18 protein-coding genes and 1 pseudogene are annotated in these 16,374 nt (G+C 52.7%); 15 read left to right on the top strand and 4 right to left on the bottom strand.

Going from position 1 to position 16,374, the window contains the following annotated elements; translation table 11 throughout:
* The first annotated feature begins 8 nt into the window (after positions 1-8).
* The 9 genes from NNO02_RS05335 to ugpQ all read left to right on the top strand — a co-directional run bounded on the left by NNO02_RS05335 (position 9) and on the right by ugpQ (position 6,676).
* Positions 9-290 (top strand): hypothetical protein, encoded by a 282-nt coding sequence (locus NNO02_RS05335; protein ID WP_271454349.1) that lies wholly within the window; start codon positions 9-11, stop codon positions 288-290.
* Between the two features lie 115 nt (positions 291-405).
* Entirely contained in the window at positions 406-813 is a 408-nt protein-coding gene (locus NNO02_RS05330; protein WP_271454348.1) for a dTDP-glucose pyrophosphorylase, read from the top strand.
* Positions 814-871: 58 nt separating this feature from the next.
* Positions 872-1,093, top strand: coding sequence for a type II toxin-antitoxin system Phd/YefM family antitoxin (locus tag NNO02_RS05325; RefSeq protein WP_271448681.1), 222 nt, complete (start codon positions 872-874; stop codon positions 1,091-1,093).
* Positions 1,090-1,458 (top strand): type II toxin-antitoxin system death-on-curing family toxin, encoded by a 369-nt coding sequence (locus tag NNO02_RS05320; RefSeq protein WP_271448680.1) that lies wholly within the window; start codon positions 1,090-1,092, stop codon positions 1,456-1,458. The genes NNO02_RS05325 and NNO02_RS05320 overlap by 4 nt, the downstream gene beginning before the upstream one ends.
* Positions 1,459-1,715: 257 nt before the next feature.
* Positions 1,716-3,032: a sn-glycerol-3-phosphate ABC transporter substrate-binding protein UgpB gene (gene ugpB, locus NNO02_RS05315; protein ID WP_271454347.1), complete on the top strand. Its 1,317-nt coding sequence runs from the start codon at positions 1,716-1,718 to the stop codon at positions 3,030-3,032.
* Between the two features lie 101 nt (positions 3,033-3,133).
* Complete coding sequence (gene ugpA / locus NNO02_RS05310; protein ID WP_271441367.1) at positions 3,134-4,021, top strand: sn-glycerol-3-phosphate ABC transporter permease UgpA; 888 nt, start codon at positions 3,134-3,136, stop codon at positions 4,019-4,021.
* Positions 4,018-4,863 carry a sn-glycerol-3-phosphate ABC transporter permease UgpE gene (gene ugpE, locus NNO02_RS05305; RefSeq protein WP_137381964.1) on the top strand — a complete coding sequence of 282 codons (846 nt, stop codon included), beginning with the start codon at positions 4,018-4,020 and terminating at the stop codon, positions 4,861-4,863. Before ugpA ends, ugpE begins: the two co-directional genes overlap by 4 nt.
* Before the next feature lie 2 nt (positions 4,864-4,865).
* Complete coding sequence (locus tag NNO02_RS05300) at positions 4,866-5,936, top strand: sn-glycerol-3-phosphate import ATP-binding protein UgpC (RefSeq protein ID WP_271441368.1); 1,071 nt, start codon at positions 4,866-4,868, stop codon at positions 5,934-5,936.
* A complete protein-coding gene (gene ugpQ, locus NNO02_RS05295; protein ID WP_271448678.1) occupies positions 5,933-6,676 on the top strand; it encodes a glycerophosphodiester phosphodiesterase in 744 nt (247 codons plus the stop codon). Before NNO02_RS05300 ends, ugpQ begins: the two co-directional genes overlap by 4 nt.
* Here ugpQ and NNO02_RS05290 read toward each other — a convergent pair.
* A complete protein-coding gene (locus NNO02_RS05290; protein ID WP_202037535.1) occupies positions 6,673-7,116 on the bottom strand; it encodes a DUF2756 family protein in 444 nt (147 codons plus the stop codon). The genes ugpQ and NNO02_RS05290 overlap by 4 nt on opposite strands.
* A 118-nt stretch (positions 7,117-7,234) precedes the next feature.
* Here NNO02_RS05290 and ggt point away from each other — a divergent pair, with 118 nt between their 5' ends.
* Positions 7,235-8,980: a gamma-glutamyltransferase gene (ggt, locus tag NNO02_RS05285; protein ID WP_271454346.1), complete on the top strand. Its 1,746-nt coding sequence runs from the start codon at positions 7,235-7,237 to the stop codon at positions 8,978-8,980.
* 63 nt (positions 8,981-9,043) lie between these two features.
* Here ggt and yhhY read toward each other — a convergent pair whose 3' ends face one another.
* Complete coding sequence (gene yhhY / locus NNO02_RS05280; protein WP_137381960.1) at positions 9,044-9,532, bottom strand: N-acetyltransferase; 489 nt, start codon at positions 9,530-9,532, stop codon at positions 9,044-9,046.
* 527 nt (positions 9,533-10,059) lie between these two features.
* Here yhhY and NNO02_RS05275 point away from each other — a divergent pair.
* The 5 genes from NNO02_RS05275 (at position 10,060) to gntU (ending at position 15,146) form a co-directional block, all read left to right on the top strand.
* Entirely contained in the window at positions 10,060-11,097 is a 1,038-nt protein-coding gene (locus tag NNO02_RS05275; protein ID WP_271441371.1) for an oxidoreductase, read from the top strand.
* A 123-nt stretch (positions 11,098-11,220) separates the two neighbouring features.
* The gene (gene yhhW, locus NNO02_RS05270) at positions 11,221-11,916 is read left to right on the top strand and encodes a quercetin 2,3-dioxygenase (RefSeq protein ID WP_271441372.1); all 696 of its coding nucleotides are present in this window, start codon (positions 11,221-11,223) and stop codon (positions 11,914-11,916) included.
* Positions 11,917-12,138: 222 nt separating this feature from the next.
* Positions 12,139-13,134 (top strand): gluconate operon transcriptional repressor GntR, encoded by a 996-nt coding sequence (gene gntR, locus NNO02_RS05265; protein ID WP_038634949.1) that lies wholly within the window; start codon positions 12,139-12,141, stop codon positions 13,132-13,134.
* A 141-nt stretch (positions 13,135-13,275) separates the two neighbouring features.
* The gene (gene gntK, locus NNO02_RS05260) at positions 13,276-13,806 is read left to right on the top strand and encodes a gluconokinase (protein ID WP_271454345.1); all 531 of its coding nucleotides are present in this window, start codon (positions 13,276-13,278) and stop codon (positions 13,804-13,806) included.
* Positions 13,806-15,146 (top strand): gluconate transporter, encoded by a 1,341-nt coding sequence (gene gntU / locus NNO02_RS05255; protein ID WP_137381956.1) that lies wholly within the window; start codon positions 13,806-13,808, stop codon positions 15,144-15,146. The genes gntK and gntU overlap by 1 nt, the downstream gene beginning before the upstream one ends.
* A gap of 95 nt (positions 15,147-15,241) precedes the next feature.
* On the opposite strand, the pseudogene NNO02_RS05250 reads toward gntU, so the two are convergent.
* Together NNO02_RS05250 and NNO02_RS05245 are read right to left on the bottom strand one after the other, a co-directional pair.
* Positions 15,242-15,460: pseudogene (locus NNO02_RS05250) on the bottom strand (hypothetical protein); the annotation flags it as partial.
* A gap of 142 nt (positions 15,461-15,602) precedes the next feature.
* Complete coding sequence (locus NNO02_RS05245; protein WP_271454344.1) at positions 15,603-16,196, bottom strand: YhgN family NAAT transporter; 594 nt, start codon at positions 16,194-16,196, stop codon at positions 15,603-15,605.
* Positions 16,197-16,374 lie beyond the last annotated feature (178 nt).

The following is a 16,374-nucleotide window of genomic DNA, read 5'->3' as shown; positions in this document are numbered from 1 at the left end:
GAGAAAGGATGACACGTTCAGGCGCCTGTATGGCTATTGGAAGTCTGCTAGTGGCCTGCTCATTCAGTGCGCAGGCAGTGAAAGAGCAAACTTTCGATCCGCGCGATCCTGCAATCTGGCAAGAAAAGCCGGTCAACCCGCTAGCACAATCCAACTCACCCTGCGAGGTATTCAGCAGTTCAGTGTGTCCGGGTTGGGAAGATGAAAAATCGGATATCCAGCGTGACCGTGAGCGGCGGGAGCAGCAGCGTTTACAGAACGAATATGAACGCCGCTGGCGAAGAGAGTAAGACTGGAAACGCAATCATTCATACCTTCAGGGATTGCGAGTTCTGTCCCAGCATTTGTACGCTATATTCTGCATAATCAATAGCTTGATTTATATTTTATATCAATGGTAATTGCATGAATGATTCGCCGCGTCAAACTAATGTGCAGCCCATGCCCGCAATTGATGGCGTCACGGTTTCGTTTAATGGGCTGAACTATCTGCGTCCAGAACTCTTGCTGGATTTTGTCAGTATTAGTCCCTCACCGTTGCTCGCCGTAACGCCTGTAGCGCTGCTGTATTCCTCTGTGGGCGTACTTCAGCAAGTCGATTTGCGCAGGCTGCCGGTGGAAGTCTGTGGGCGCGTGGTTTATCCCATCACTTCGCTGAAGCTTCCTGCATTACGGGGAAAACTCATCATCAACGCCCAGTCACGGCGACTCAAGTTTCTGGAAAGCCTGGTGGCGATTTCTCCGGAAGATAACATTCATGGTATGCAGATCCTGGGACTAGCGCTGGAATTTACGTTCGCACAGCCTGAGTGATGCTTCTTTTTTGTACACAGTAGTTGTACAATTCAGTTGTACATGTGAGGAGGTTTTGATGCGTACCATGAACTATAGCGAAGCCCGACAGAATCTGGCGGAAGTGCTGGAGAGCGCTGCCACCGGCGTTCCTGTCACCATTACACGCCGTGGTCATAAGCCTGCGGTCATCATCAGCGCGGAAGAGTTCGAACGCTATCAGGCCGCAAGGCTTGATGATGAATTTGCCGATATCATGATGGTACATGGTAATGAAATCAGGGAGCTGGCGGATAAATGACCCTACAAATTATCTCAGCGGAAGAGATAATACTGTTTCACGACAGGCTGCTACGTGTAACCCCTGGCGTCACGGGCATGCCCGATCCTGGTCGTGCTGAAGCGCTGATGTATCGGGTGTTAAATCAAATTGAATATGAAGGTGTGACCGACGTGTGGTTGCTGGCCGCAATGCATTTGCTGGCTATCTCTCGCGGACATATTTTTAATGACGGTAACAAACGTACCGCTTTGTTTATTACGTTGCTGTTTTTAAAGCGTAACGGGATAGCTTTGCCTGCAAACCCGGATTTTGTCGCCATGACGGTTGAAGCGGCTGCGGGCCAGCTGACGCTGGAACAAATAGCCTCCCGCCTGCGAGGATAACCCCGGCGGAAGCCATTGTAGGCCGGATAAGATGCGTTAGCATCGCCATCCGGCGGTTCGTAGGCACTTTCGCTGTACGTGTCACAGCTCCCACTTTCCTTCCTTAGCACAGTCACCGCCTTGCCATCTGTTTGTCGCCTTACTATCTTTTTTTTGTAATAAAAAAGTTATTTTTCTGTCATTCGAGCATGTCATGTTACCCCCGCGAGCATAAAACGCGTGATATCGCGCATACGGCACAACAAGAGAGATAACCGATGATATCGTTACGATATACAGCTTTAGGACTGGCACTTAGCCTGGCGTTTGCAGGTCAGGCACTGGCCGTTACCACCATCCCGTTCTGGCATTCAATGGAAGGCGAACTGGGTAAAGAAGTTGATTCACTGGCGCAACGTTTTAATGAGGCTCATCCTGACTACAAAATTGTTCCGCAGTACAAAGGCAACTATGAGCAGAGTCTGAGCGCGGGTATTGCCGCCTTCCGTACCGGAAACGCACCTGCACTGCTGCAGGTTTATGAAGTCGGCACCGCCACGATGATGGCCTCCAAAGCCATTAAACCGGTCTATGAAGTGTTTAAAGAGGCCGGGATTAACTTCGATGAATCTCAGTTTGTGCCGACGGTTTCAGGTTATTACACCGACTCTAAAACCGGACACTTGCTCTCTCAGCCGTTTAACAGTTCCACTCCGGTGCTGTACTACAACAAAGACGCCTTCAAAAAAGCCGGTTTAGATCCTGAACAACCGCCGAAAACCTGGCAGGATCTGGCGGAATACACCGCGAAGCTGAAAGCCGCAGGTATGAAGTGCGGGTATGCCAGCGGCTGGCAGGGCTGGATCCAGATTGAAAACTTCAGCGCCTGGAACGGATTACCGGTTGCGACTAAAAATAACGGTTTTGACGGTACTGATGCAGTACTGGAGTTCAACAAGCCGGAGCAGGTGAAACATATCGCGCTGCTGGAAGAGCTGAATAAAAAGGGCGATTTCAGCTATTTCGGGCGTAAAGATGAATCCACCGAGAAGTTCTACAACGGTGATTGTGCGATTACCACAGCATCGTCCGGCTCTCTGGCGGATATCCGCCACTACGCTAAATTCAACTATGGCGTTGGTATGATGCCATACGATGCTGATGTGAAAGGTGCACCGCAGAACGCCATTATTGGTGGCGCCAGTCTGTGGGTGATGCAGGGTAAAGACAAAGCAACCTACCAGGGCGTCGCGGAGTTCCTCAACTTCCTGGCAAAACCTGAAATTGCTGCTGAATGGCATCAGAAAACAGGTTATCTGCCCATCACCACCGCCGCCTACGATCTGACCCGCGAGCAGGGTTTCTATGATAAGAACCCAGGCGCGGATATCGCAACTCGTCAGATGTTGAACAAGCCGCCGTTGCCGTTCACTAAAGGGCTGCGCCTGGGCAATATGCCGCAGATCCGTACCATCGTGGATGAAGAGCTGGAAAGTGTATGGACCGGGAAGAAAACCCCGCAACAGGCGCTGGATGCTGCCGTTGAACGTGGCAACCAGCTACTGCGCCGCTTTGAGCAATCGACCAAGTCTTAATCGTGAAATGCCGGGTGGCGGCTACGCCTTACCCGGCCTACTCATACCCGTAGGCCGGATAAGCGCAGCGCCATCCGGCACTGCTCAGGAATAAAAACTTCATGTCATCATCCCGTCCGGTGTTTAAATCGCGCTGGCTGCCTTACGCATTGGTTGCCCCGCAGTTGGTTATCACCGTTATTTTCTTTATCTGGCCTGCCGGTGAAGCGCTGTGGTACTCACTGCAAAGCGTTGATCCCTTTGGTCTTTCCAGTCAGTTCGTCGGGCTGGAAAACTTTGTCGCACTGTTCCATGACCCGTACTACCTTGATTCGTTCTGGACCACTATCAAGTTCAGCTCGTTGGTTACGGTAAGCGGCCTGTTGGTGTCGTTATTTTTTGCCGCGTTGGTGAATTATGTGGTACGCGGAAGCCGTTTTTATCAAACGCTGATGCTGTTGCCCTACGCCGTTGCGCCTGCGGTTGCCGCCGTGCTGTGGATCTTTCTGTTCAACCCAGGACGTGGGCTGATTACCCATTTTCTCGGTGAATTTGGCTATGACTGGAACCATGCGCAAAACAGCGGTCAGGCGATGTTTCTGGTGGTGTTTGCATCAGTCTGGAAGCAGATTAGTTACAACTTCCTGTTTTTCTTTGCCGCACTGCAGTCGATCCCGCGTTCACTGATCGAAGCGGCTGCAATTGATGGCGCTGGGCCGATTCGCCGCTTCTTTAAATTAGCGCTACCGCTAATCGCGCCGGTTAGCTTTTTTCTGCTGGTGGTGAACCTGGTTTACGCCTTCTTTGATACCTTCCCGGTGATCGATGCTGCGACAGCGGGTGGGCCAGTGCAGGCTACCACTACGCTAATTTATAAAATCTATCGTGAAGGTTTTGTCGGACTGGATCTCTCCGCATCAGCCGCGCAGTCGGTCGTGCTGATGTTCCTCGTCATTATTTTGACGGTGGTGCAGTTCCGCTATGTGGAAAGTAAGGTGCGTTACCAATGATTGAGAATCGTCGCGGGCTGACAATATTCAGCCATACCATGTTGATTCTGGGGATCATGGTGATCTTGTTTCCGCTGTACGTCGCGTTTGTTGCGGCGACGCTGGATAACAAAGCGGTGTTTGAAACGCCGATGACGCTGGTGCCCGGCACACAACTGCTGGAAAACATGAAATACATTTGGGTCAATGGTGTGGGGGTAAATAGCGCACCGTTCTGGCTGATGATGCTCAACAGTTTCATCATGGCATTCAGTATTACGGTGGGAAAAATCACCGTCTCTATGCTGTCCGCGTTCGCCATTGTCTGGTTTCGCTTTCCTCTGCGTAACCTGTTCTTCTGGATGATTTTTATCACCCTGATGCTGCCGGTGGAGGTGCGTATCTTCCCGACGGTGGAGGTTATCGCCAACCTGAAGATGCTCGACAGTTATGCGGGTCTGACGTTGCCGCTCATGGCATCGGCTACCGCGACATTCCTGTTCCGTCAGTTCTTTATGACGCTACCAGATGAGCTGGTTGAAGCGGCGCGTATTGACGGTGCGTCGCCGATGCGTTTTTTCCGCGATATCGTGCTGCCACTGTCGAAAACCAATCTGGCGGCGTTGTTCGTGATCACCTTCATCTACGGCTGGAACCAGTATCTGTGGCCGTTGTTAATTATTACCGACGTTAACCTGGGCACCGCCGTAGCAGGCATCAAAGGCATGATTGCTACCGGTGAAGGCACTACCCAATGGAACCAGGTGATGGCAGCCATGCTGCTGACGCTCATCCCTCCGGTAATCATCGTGTTAGCCATGCAGCGTGCCTTCGTACGCGGCCTGGTCGATAGTGAGAAATAAAAATGGCTGGTTTAAAACTACAAGCAGTAACCAAAAGCTGGGACGGCAAAACCCAGGTGATTAAACCGCTGACGCTGGACGTCGCGGACGGGGAATTCATTGTGATGGTAGGCCCATCCGGTTGCGGAAAGTCTACGCTACTGCGGATGGTTGCCGGTCTGGAGCGGGTGAGCGGCGGCGACATCTGGATTGATAATAAGCGCGTCACCGAAATGGAACCGAAAGATCGTGGCATTGCGATGGTGTTCCAGAACTATGCACTCTACCCGCATATGAGCGTGGAAGAAAACATGGCCTGGGGATTGAAGATTCGGGGAATGGGCAAGGAGCATATTGCCGAACGGGTGAAAGAGGCGGCGCGTATTCTTGAGTTGGGCGAACTGCTCAAACGCCGTCCACGTGAACTTTCTGGCGGCCAACGTCAGCGTGTGGCGATGGGGCGGGCGATTGTCCGCGACCCGGCGGTTTTCCTGTTCGATGAACCGCTTTCAAACCTTGATGCAAAGCTGCGTGTGCAGATGCGTCTTGAGTTACAACATCTGCATCGCCGACTGAAAACCACCTCGTTGTACGTCACACACGATCAGGTTGAGGCGATGACGCTGGCCCAGCGTGTGCTGGTGATGAACAAGGGCATTGCTGAACAGATTGGCACGCCAGTGGAAGTCTACGAAAAACCCGCCAGTCGTTTTGTGGCGAGCTTTATCGGCAGCCCGGCCATGAACCTGCTGGATGGGTACGTAAGTGCGTCTGGCACGCATTTTGAACTGGAAGGCGGTATGACGTTACCGCTTGGTAGAAGCGCCAGGGAGTCTGGTGGGCGTAATATGACGCTGGGTATCCGCCCGGAGCATATTGCGCTAAGCTCGCAGGCCGAAGGCGGCGTGCCGCTGGTGTTAGATACGCTGGAAATGCTGGGCGCAGATAACCTGGCACACGGACGCTGGGGTGAGCAAAAGCTGGTGGTGCGACTGGCGCATCAGCATCGCCCGACGGCAGGCAGCACGCTATGGCTGCATCTGCCAGACAATCATTTGCATCTCTTTGATGGCGAAACAGGACAACGCGTATGAGTAACTGGCCTTATCCCCATATTGTCGCCCATCGTGGTGGCGGTAAGTTGGCACCGGAAAATACCCTGGCGGCGATTGACGTGGGGGCGCGATACGGTCACACCATGATTGAATTTGATGCCAAATTGTCGAAAGACGGTGAGATCTTTCTGCTGCATGACGACAATCTGGAACGTACCAGCAACGGCTGGGGCGTTGCGGGTGAATTGAACTGGCAGGATCTTCTGCGTGTTGATGCCGGCGGCTGGTTTAGCGGTGAGTTTAAAGGCGAGCCATTGCCGCTGCTCTCCCAGGTGGCGGAGCGCTGCCGCCAGCATGGCATGATGGCGAATATTGAAATCAAACCGACCACCGGAACCGGGACGCTGACCGGCAAAGCCGTGGCACTGGCCGCGCGTGAACTGTGGGCGGGAATGACGCCGCCGCTGCTGTCATCGTTTGAAATTGATGCACTTGAAGCGGCGCAACTGGCGGTGCCTGAGCTACCGCGTGGTTTGCTGCTTGATGAGTGGCGTGATGACTGGCGAGAGCTCACCACCCGGTTGGGCTGTGTCTCTATTCATCTTAATCATAAGCTGCTGGATGAGGCGCGTGTGGATGCGTTGCGCGATGCGGGGCTGCGGATTCTGGTGTATACCGTCAACCGACCCCAGCGTGCGGCAGAACTGCTACGCTGGGGAGTAGACTGCATCTGTACCGATGCGATTGATGTCATCGGGCCGGATTTCCAGCCCTGTTAAGGTCCAAGCGTTTTTAACGGAACGTTAGGTTGCGGCGTGCTGGATGGTTTTAGCATGTCGCCATTCTTTTTTTCCGGCAGCATCTGTTGCTGTTTATTCAGCGAGTTGTCCGGGTTATGCGTTCCGCTTAACATCCCGCCATTGCTGTTGGGCAGCATTTGCTGCTGACCGGAATTCAACTCACCTGGCTGAGACTGACGTACTCGCTGGGAGTTGGTGTTGATTTGGTTTTCCATATGCTGTTGCTGCATGCGTGTCTGCGTTTGCAACTGCTGGTTGAGCATCCCTTTCTGCTGAATTTGCTGCGTTTGCATTTGTGTTTGCATACGCTGTTGACTCGGGATCTGATAACCGGGTTGATTCGGGTTATTCATGGTGTTGATTGGCTGTGCAAAGCCTGCAAACGGCAATAGCATGGCTAAAAGTAAGAGTCGTTTCATCGCTTTTCTCCTCTCGGGGATCTCTTAAGTTTACTCCTTTCTCGCCGTTACGATGATTATTTCAGAGTTATGCACCAGGCTTAGTGGGGGCCGACCCCCATACATCTGGAGAATAACGATGATAAAACCGACGTTTTTACGCCGGGTGGCCATTGCTGCTCTGCTCTCAGGAAGTTGTTTTAGCGTTGCGGCAGCACCGGCTGCGCCGCCACCGGTATCCTACGGTGTTGAAGAAGATGTGTTCCATCCTGTGCGTGCGCAGCAGGGGATGGTGGCTTCCGTGGATGCGCTGGCCACGCAGGTTGGGGTTGATATTCTCAGACAGGGCGGTAATGCCGTCGATGCTGCCGTCGCCGTTGGTTATGCGCTGGCGGTGACGCATCCGCAGGCGGGTAACCTGGGTGGTGGCGGCTTTATGATGCTGCGCACCAAAGACGGGAAGACGACAGCAATTGATTTCCGTGAAATGGCGCCAGCTGGCGCGACTCGCGATATGTTCCTTGATGAACAGGGTAACGCCGATGCGAAAAAGTCGCTGACGTCGCATCTGGCTTCCGGTACGCCGGGCACCGTGGCGGGTTTCTCGCTGGCGCTGGAGAAATACGGTACGCTGCCGTTGAATAAAGTGGTACGTCCGGCAATGAAGCTGGCGGAAGAGGGCTTTGTGGTTAATGACGCGCTGGCCGACGATCTGAAAACCTATGGCAGCGAAGTGCTCCCTAATCACGAGAACAGCAAAGCCATTTTCTGGAAGGACGGCGAGCCGCTGAAAAAGGGCGACAAGCTGGTGCAAAAGAATCTGGCGAAAAGCCTGGAAATGATTGCCGAGAATGGCCCTGATGCGTTTTATAAAGGGGCTATTGCCGATCAGATAGCCGAGGAGATGAAGAAGAACGGTGGGCTTATCACCAAAGCGGACTTAGCTGACTACAAAGCCGTAGAGCGTGCGCCAATCAGCGGTGACTACCGTGGTTATCAGGTCTTCTCGATGCCGCCGCCGTCCTCTGGCGGTATTCACATCGTGCAGATCCTCAATATTCTCGAAAACTTCGATATGAAGAAGTACGGGTTTGGCAGCGCCGACGCCATGCAGGTTATGGCTGAAGCGGAGAAATATGCTTACGCCGACCGTTCCGAATATCTGGGCGACCCGGATTTTGTGAAAGTGCCGTGGCAGGCGCTGACCAACAAAGCCTATGCTAAAACGCTTGCCGATCAGATTGATATCAACAAAGCAAAGCCTTCCAGCCAAATCAAGCCTGGCAAACTTGCTCCCTATGAAAGTAACCAGACCACTCACTTCTCGGTGGTGGATAAAGGCGGTAATGCCGTGGCGGTGACCTATACCCTGAATACCACCTTCGGAACCGGTATTGTGGCGGGTAACACCGGTATTCTGCTCAATAATGAGATGGATGATTTCTCTGCTAAACCGGGTGTGCCGAACGTTTACGGACTGGTGGGCGGCGATGCCAACGCCGTCGGACCGAAGAAACGTCCGTTGTCGTCGATGTCGCCGACAATTGTGGTTAAAGACGGGAAAACCTGGCTGGTGACCGGCAGCCCTGGCGGGAGTCGAATTATCACTACCGTACTGCAAATGGTGGTCAACAGCATTGATTTTGGGATGAACGTCGCCGAAGCCACCAACGCGCCGCGATTCCATCATCAGTGGTTACCGGATGAGCTTCGTGTCGAGAAGGGCTTTAGTCCGGACACGCTCAAGTTGCTGGAGCAAAAAGGACAGAAAGTGGTGCTGAAAGAAGCAATGGGCAGCACTCAGAGCATTATGGTTGGACCGGATGGCGCACTGTATGGCGCGTCCGACCCGCGTTCCGTGGATGATTTAACGGCGGGATATTGATGGTATTGCCGGGTCTGCCGTTGATGCAGGCCCGGCGAGTGCTTCTTGGTGGTTTCTTACCCGTTATTTCACGCGCGCCATAAAGTAAGCATCAACGTACTCACCGTTGCGCAGGCCATATTTCTTGCCGGTGCCTTCGATTTCAAAGCCGTACTTCTTATAGACTGCGACCGCAGGCTCATTATCAACAAACACCGTTAGCTCAATACGATCGACGCGCAGCCAGTTGTCGCACATGTCGATCATTGTGCGAATCAGGGCGCTGGCAACGCCGCGGTTCTGCCAACGAGCATCAACACAGATACCAAAATCAGCGACGTGGCTGCGGCGCGGGCGTTGGGCGACGGCAATGGAAAGATGTCCCACGACGATATCATCGATGCAGGCAACCAGCTGTTTGACGCCGGGCTGCTCGGCGAGTCGCACTTGCCACATCTCCATGGAAGGATGAGGAACCTGTAGCGTGTTGTGGTACACCTCCGGCTGCGCATGGATCTGACGAATAGCGTCGTAATCTTTTGGTTCAGCGTGGCGTATCACTATCTCACTCATTCCTTATCTCCTGCAGGGGTAATTGTGTATTTACACTCGCTGAGAAAGAAAATTCCGTCAACTGCATTTTTTTGCAAAAATAAGTAGACAAGTGCGAATGAGAATGATTATTATTGCTCTGCATTCAGGGGAACCCCTACGGAGAACCTGAAAGCACGACATTGCTCACATTGCTTCCAGTATTACTTTAGCCAGCTTTTGCTGGCTTTTTTTTTGGGCTGGGTTTCGGGCTAGTTTGCTTGCCAGCTTAATCCCGGGCTGTGCTCGCAATCCTCACGTACTCTGTGTACGCTCCGGTTGCTGCGCGCAGGCCGTGAATAATCTGCCTACGCCACTTACGCCCGATCTTTTGGCTGTATAATGCGGTAGGCCGGATAAGGCAACGCCGCATCCGGCATGATAACAGGATGGATTCAGTTTTGTAGGCCGGATAAGGCAACGCCGCATCCGGCACGATGACAGGATGGATTCAGTCTCCAGCCGCTTTGCGCTATGGTGTAGACATTCACCTTCAGAAGGATTGTCTCATGGCCTTACATTGCGCATTTATTGGTTTTGGCAAAAGTACCACTCGCTACCATTTACCTTATGTCCTGAACCGCAAAGATAGCTGGCATGTCGCACATATTTTTCGCCGCAACGCGAAACCGGAAGAGCAGGCGCCGCAGTATTCACATATCCACTTTACCAGCGACCTCGACGAGATCTTAAATGATCCACAGGTGAAACTGGTGATCGTCTGTACACATGCTGACAGCCATTTCGAATACGCCAAACGTGCGCTGGAAGCCGGGAAAAGCGTGCTGGTTGAGAAGCCCTTTACCCCGACGCTTGCGCAAGCCAAAGAGCTGTTTGAGCTAGCGCAAAGCAAGGGATTGACCGTTACGCCATATCAGAATCGTCGTTTTGACTCCTGTTTCCTCACCGCGAAAAAGGCGATTGAGAGCGGCAAGTTGGGCGAGATTGTTGAAGTTGAAAGCCATTTTGACTATTACCGCCCGGTCGCTGAAACCAAACCAGGTCTGCCTCAGGACGGCGCATTTTATGGTCTGGGCGTACACACCATGGATCAAATTATCTCCCTGTTCGGCCGCCCCGACCATGTGGCCTACGACATCCGTAGCCTGCGTAACAAAGCGAACCCAGACGATACTTTTGAAGCGCAGCTGTTTTACGGTGACCTGAAAGCCATTGTCAAAACCAGTCATCTGGTGAAAATCGATTATCCGAAGTTTATCGTCCACGGTACAAAAGGCTCGTTTGTGAAGTATGGCATCGATCAGCAGGAAACCAGCCTGAAGGCCAATATCATGCCGGGAGAACCCGGTTTTGCCGCTGACGACTCCATTGGGCTGCTGGAGTACATCAATGATGAAGGCGTCTCAGTGAAAGAAGAGGTGAAACCGGAAGTCGGCGACTATGGCCGCGTCTATGATGCGCTGTATCAGACGCTGACAGTGGGTACACCTAATTACGTCAAGGAATCTGAAGTTCTCACCAACCTGGAAATCCTCGAACGCGCCTTTGAACAGGCAACGCCTGCCACGATAACCCTCGCTAAATAGCGTTGATGGACTCCTCTGGGATTGTTCATATTTTTTGAACAGAGGAGTCAATTTTCACCCTCTATGATCCCGACCGGATTGAGTCCACACTTACTCCATCGAAAACATCTGGGGGTGAACACAATGATCTATTTACGCAAAGCTAACGACCGTGGTCATGCTAATCATGGTTGGCTCGATTCCTGGCATACTTTCTCTTTTGCCAACTACTATGACCCGAATTTTATGGGGTTCTCGGCACTGCGCGTGATCAACGATGACGTAATCGACGCAGGTCAGGGTTTTGGTACTCATCCCCATAAAGACATGGAAATTCTGACCTACGTGCTGGAAGGCGCAGTAGAACATCAGGACAGCATGGGCAATAAGGAGCAGGTTCCGGCAGGTGAATTCCAGATTATGAGTGCCGGGACGGGGATCCGTCATTCGGAGTACAACCCGAGCGACACTGAGAAGCTGCACCTGTATCAGATCTGGATCATTCCGCAGGAAAATGGCATTACACCGCGTTATGAGCAACGTCGTTTCGATGCTGTTCAGGGCAAACAGTTGGTGCTGTCACCGGATGCACGAGAGGGTTCGCTGAAAGTGTATCAGGATATGGAGTTGTATCGCTGGGCGCTGCTTAAAGATGAACAGTCGGTGCATCAAATCGCCGCTGAACGCCGCGTCTGGATCCAGGTGGTAAAAGGTAACGTCACCATTAATGGGACGAAAGCCACTACCAGCGACGGTCTGGCAATCTGGGATGAACAGGCAATTTCGATTCATGCCGACAGCGACAGCGAAGTGTTACTGTTTGACCTGCCACCAGTATAAAAATACACGTCATCCTTCAAGCCGCATCTGTGTTGGCTTTCCTCGCTCACCCCGGTCGCGTACTTAATGTACGCTCCCGGGGATTCACTGCGTCGCCGCCTTGATGCAACTCGAATGATTTTGTGTATTTATCACAATAAAAACTCCTTTTTTTCTCTGCAAAGGTTCTCGCACGTCCGTGGTAAACTGGGGATATCTATCCCTTTTTAACGCTTCAGGACGATGAAAAAGAAAAGACCCGTACTTCAGGATGTAGCCGACCGCGTGGGCGTGACTAAAATGACGGTCAGTCGCTTTTTGCGTAACCCGGAGCAGGTCTCCGTGGCGCTGCGGGGCAAAATTGCCGCTGCACTTGATGAGCTGGGTTATATTCCCAATCGTGCTCCTGATATCCTTTCTAATGCCACCAGCCGTGCAATTGGCGTGCTGTTACCGTCTCTCACCAACCAGGTTTTTGCTGAAGTCCTGCGCGGCATAGAAGCCGTCACCGACGCCCATGGCTATCAAACCATGTTGGCGCACTACGGCTATAAACCGGAGATGGAACAAGAGCGCCTGGAATCAATGCTGTCGTGGAATATCGATGGTCTGATCCTCACCGAACGTAGCCATACGCCCCGTACGCTGAAAATGATTGAAGTTGCCGGTATCCCGGTGGTTGAGCTGATGGACAGCCAGTCTCCGTGTCTGGATATCGCCGTCGGTTTCGACAACTTCGAAGCCGCGCGTCAGATGACGGCCGCTATTATCGCCCGCGGGCACCGTCATGTAGCCTATCTTGGTGCGCGTCTTGATGAACGTACTATCATCAAACAGCGGGGCTACGAACAGGCCATGCGCGACGCCAATCTGGTGCCCTATAGCGTGATGGTGGAACAGTCTTCTTCCTACTCTTCCGGTATCGAGCTTATTCGTCAGGCGCGGCGTGAATATCCACAGCTGGACGGTGTTTTTTGTACCAACGATGACTTAGCGGTAGGCGCAGCATTTGAATGTCAGCGTTTGGGATTAAGAATACCCGATGATATGGCGATTGCCGGTTTTCACGGCCATGATATCGGCCAGGTAATGGAGCCGCGTCTGGCGAGTGTGCTCACGCCGCGTGAACGGATGGGCAGCATTGGCGCAGAACGTTTGCTGGCGCGCATCCGCGGTGAGGCAGTCACACCTAAAATGTTAGATTTAGGTTTCACCTTGTCACCGGGCGGATCTATTTAGCCCAACAAGTTTGAAGTAGCTCACACTTATACACTTCGAGCACGAATGGATATTGCTTCTCTATTTATCCGGCTGGACAATGTTACCGATAACAGTTACCCGTAACAATTTCCTGATTCTTGTACCAGTGGGGGCAACGCTTTGAGCACGACTAATCATGATCACCACGTTTACGTTCTGATGGGCGTATCGGGCAGCGGTAAATCTGCTGTCGCCAGCGAAGTGGCGCATCAACTGCAGGCCGCGTTTCTTGATGGCGATTTTCTCCATCCGCGCAGCAACATCATGAAAATGGCTTCCGGTGAGCCACTCAACGATGACGACCGTAAACCGTGGTTACAGGCGTTGAATGACGCCGCTTTCGCGATGCAGCGCACCAACAAGGTTTCGCTGATCGTCTGTTCCGCCTTGAAAAAAGACTATCGTGACCAACTGCGTGACGGTAACCCGAATCTCTCTTTCATCTACCTGAAAGGGGATTTTGACGTAATCGAAAGCCGCCTGAAGGCGCGTAAAGGTCACTTCTTCAAAACGCAGATGCTGGTAACTCAGTTTGAAGCGCTGGAAGAACCGGGTGCGAATGAAAACGATGTTCTGGTAGTGGATATCGATCAGCCGCTGGACGGTGTGGTAGCTAGCACCATTAAGGTTATTAACCAGGGCAGTAAGTAGTGACTACATTAACGCTTGTTTTAACAGCAGTAGGGTCCGTTTTATTACTGCTGTTTTTAGTAATGAAGGCGCGTATGCACGCCTTCGTTGCTTTGATGGTGGTGTCCATTGGTGCAGGTCTCTTTTCCGGTATGCCGCTCGATAAAATCGCGGCAACGATGGAAAAAGGGATGGGAGGCACGCTCGGCTTTCTGGCGATTGTGGTGGCGCTGGGGGCGATGTTCGGCAAGATTTTGCATGAGACGGGCGCGGTCGATCAGATTGCCGTTAAAATGCTGAAATCCTTCGGTCACAGCCGTGCGCATTATGCGATCGGCCTGGCCGGCCTGATTTGCGCGCTACCGCTGTTCTTTGAAGTGGCGATTGTGCTGCTGATAAGTGTCGCATTCTCGATGGCGCGCCATACGGGAACTAACCTGGTGAAGCTGGTTATTCCACTGTTTGCGGGTGTGGCTGCTGCTGCCGCGTTCCTGCTGCCAGGGCCGGCGCCAATGCTGCTGGCTTCGCAAATGCACGCTGACTTTGGCTGGATGATCCTGATTGGCCTGTGTGCGGCGATTCCGGGCATGATTATCGCCGGGCCGCTGTGGGGCAACTTTATCAGCCGTTACGTTGAACTGCATGTACCGGAAGACATTACCGAGCCGCATCTGGGCGAAGGCAAGATGCCATCCTTTGGCTTCAGCCTGTCGCTGATCCTGCTGCCGCTGGTGCTGGTTGGTTTGAAAACCATCGCCGCACGCTTTGTGCCGGTCGGTTCTACTGCGTATGAATGGTTCGAATTTATCGGTCATCCGTTCACTGCGATTCTGGTCGCCTGTCTGGTCGCTATTTATGGTCTGGCCATTCGTCAGGGTATGGCGAAAGACCGGGTGATGGAGATCTGCGGACACGCGCTGCAGCCCGCGGGGATTATTCTGCTGGTGATTGGTGCCGGTGGCGTGTTCAAACAGGTGCTGGTGGATTCCGGTGTCGGTCCTGCTTTGGGGGAAGCGTTAACCGGTATGGGCTTGCCGATTGCCATTACCTGCTTTGTGCTGGCGGCGGCGGTACGTATTATTCAGGGTTCCGCGACCGTAGCCTGCTTAACGGCTGTGGGTCTGGTGATGCCAGTGATTGAGCAACTGAACTTCTCCGGTGCGCAGATGGCGGCACTGTCTATCTGTATCGCGGGCGGTTCTATTGTGGTCAGCCACGTGAACGATGCCGGTTTCTGGCTGTTCGGTAAATTTACCGGTGCAACGGAAGCACAAACGCTGAAGACCTGGACGATGATGGAAACCATCCTCGGTACGGTCGGTGCAATTGTCGGGATGATTGCTTTCCAGCTGTTGAGCTGAGTCTTGTTGCCCGGTGGCGCTTGCGCTTACCGGGCCTACATCAAGTACATATCCGCATCGTAGGCCGGGTCAGGCGAAGCCGCTACCCGGCTTTTTTATAGCACGACCAGCCCTTCTTCTGTTTTCAGCCAGCGCGGCGCTTTTAGCGTATCGGCGAAATATTCCACCAGATCTTGCAGTAAGTCACCCGCCACGCGTTCCATCTCGTCAGACAGCGTTTTACTCATCAGCAGGTGCGTTAATAACTGACAGTAGCGCCCCATCTGGTCTGGCTCGGGTTCAAAGAGGGGAGAGCGGGTCGGTAAGGTTTCTACCTACATGATTGAGGTGCTTCTCATAAACACATTCACAGCGCTGATTGCCCGGTGGCGTTTGTGCTTACCGGGCCTACATCAAGTACATTTCATACCGTAGGCCGGGTAAGGCGAAGCCGCCACCCGGCGTGCAACGAATACGTCACCCCTTCATCCACATCCGTACGCCATCGAGGAACATCTGGGTGGCCATCATCACCAGAATCAGTCCCATCAGGCGCTCAAGGGCGTTAACCCCTTTCTCACCCAGCAGACGTAAAAACAGCGAAGACTGCAACAAAATCACAAAGGTACCGCCCCAGGCGATCAGTAGCGCAATCACCAGATGCCCCATCTGATTCGGGTACTGGCGCGATAGCAGCATCAACGATGCCAGAATTGTTGGACCAGCAACCAGTGGAATCGCCAACGGCACGATAAAGGGTTCTTCGCCTGCCGGAAGCCCGGTGCTATTCCCGGTGGCGCTGGGGAAAATCATTTTGATGGCAATCAGGAACAAGATGATGCCTCCGGAGATGGAGACGGTTTCTGCTCGCAGGTTAAGAAATACCAGAATTTTCTCGCCCGCAAACAGGAAAATGAACATCACCAACAGAGCAATGAACAGCTCGCGAATCATAATCGCGCGACGGCGTTTTGGTTCGGTATGTTTCAATACGGACATGAAAATGGGCAGATTTCCGAGCGGATCCATAATCAGGATCAATAAAACTGCCGCTGAAATGATTTCATTCATAACTCAAATTCCCTGATAATTACCGCGGACTTTCTGCTTGCTTGCGCAGCGGGATAAGTCGCATTACTGATGGCTTCGCTATCATTGATTAATTTCACTTGCGACTTTGGCTGCTTTTTGTATGGTGAAGGATAGGCCAGTAGGATACTGGTTAGCATACACAGCACACATCTCTGCA

The organism is Citrobacter sp. Awk 2 (genome assembly GCF_028069815.1).
Classification (GTDB): domain Bacteria; phylum Pseudomonadota; class Gammaproteobacteria; order Enterobacterales; family Enterobacteriaceae; genus Citrobacter.
Note: the sequence above shows the minus strand (reverse complement) of the source record. Positions and strands in the feature narration are given on the sequence as shown.

Bases quoted from the DNA above. Each gene is read 5' to 3' on its own strand.
- NNO02_RS05335 (WP_271454349.1), top strand. From the start codon at position 9: ATGACACGTTCAGGCGCCTGTATGGCTATTGGAAGTCTGCTAGTGGCC.
- NNO02_RS05330 (WP_271454348.1), top strand. From the start codon at position 406: ATGAATGATTCGCCGCGTCAAACTAATGTGCAGCCCATGCCCGCAATT.
- NNO02_RS05325 (WP_271448681.1), top strand. From the start codon at position 872: ATGCGTACCATGAACTATAGCGAAGCCCGACAGAATCTGGCGGAAGTG.
- NNO02_RS05320 (WP_271448680.1), top strand. From the start codon at position 1,090: ATGACCCTACAAATTATCTCAGCGGAAGAGATAATACTGTTTCACGAC.
- ugpB (WP_271454347.1), top strand. From the start codon at position 1,716: ATGATATCGTTACGATATACAGCTTTAGGACTGGCACTTAGCCTGGCG.
- ugpA (WP_271441367.1), top strand. From the start codon at position 3,134: ATGTCATCATCCCGTCCGGTGTTTAAATCGCGCTGGCTGCCTTACGCA.
- ugpE (WP_137381964.1), top strand. From the start codon at position 4,018: ATGATTGAGAATCGTCGCGGGCTGACAATATTCAGCCATACCATGTTG.
- NNO02_RS05300 (WP_271441368.1), top strand. From the start codon at position 4,866: ATGGCTGGTTTAAAACTACAAGCAGTAACCAAAAGCTGGGACGGCAAA.
- ugpQ (WP_271448678.1), top strand. From the start codon at position 5,933: ATGAGTAACTGGCCTTATCCCCATATTGTCGCCCATCGTGGTGGCGGT.
- NNO02_RS05290 (WP_202037535.1), bottom strand. From the start codon at position 7,116: ATGAAACGACTCTTACTTTTAGCCATGCTATTGCCGTTTGCAGGCTTT.
- ggt (WP_271454346.1), top strand. From the start codon at position 7,235: ATGATAAAACCGACGTTTTTACGCCGGGTGGCCATTGCTGCTCTGCTC.
- yhhY (WP_137381960.1), bottom strand. From the start codon at position 9,532: ATGAGTGAGATAGTGATACGCCACGCTGAACCAAAAGATTACGACGCT.
- NNO02_RS05275 (WP_271441371.1), top strand. From the start codon at position 10,060: ATGGCCTTACATTGCGCATTTATTGGTTTTGGCAAAAGTACCACTCGC.
- yhhW (WP_271441372.1), top strand. From the start codon at position 11,221: ATGATCTATTTACGCAAAGCTAACGACCGTGGTCATGCTAATCATGGT.
- gntR (WP_038634949.1), top strand. From the start codon at position 12,139: ATGAAAAAGAAAAGACCCGTACTTCAGGATGTAGCCGACCGCGTGGGC.
- NNO02_RS05245 (WP_271454344.1), bottom strand. From the start codon at position 16,196: ATGAATGAAATCATTTCAGCGGCAGTTTTATTGATCCTGATTATGGAT.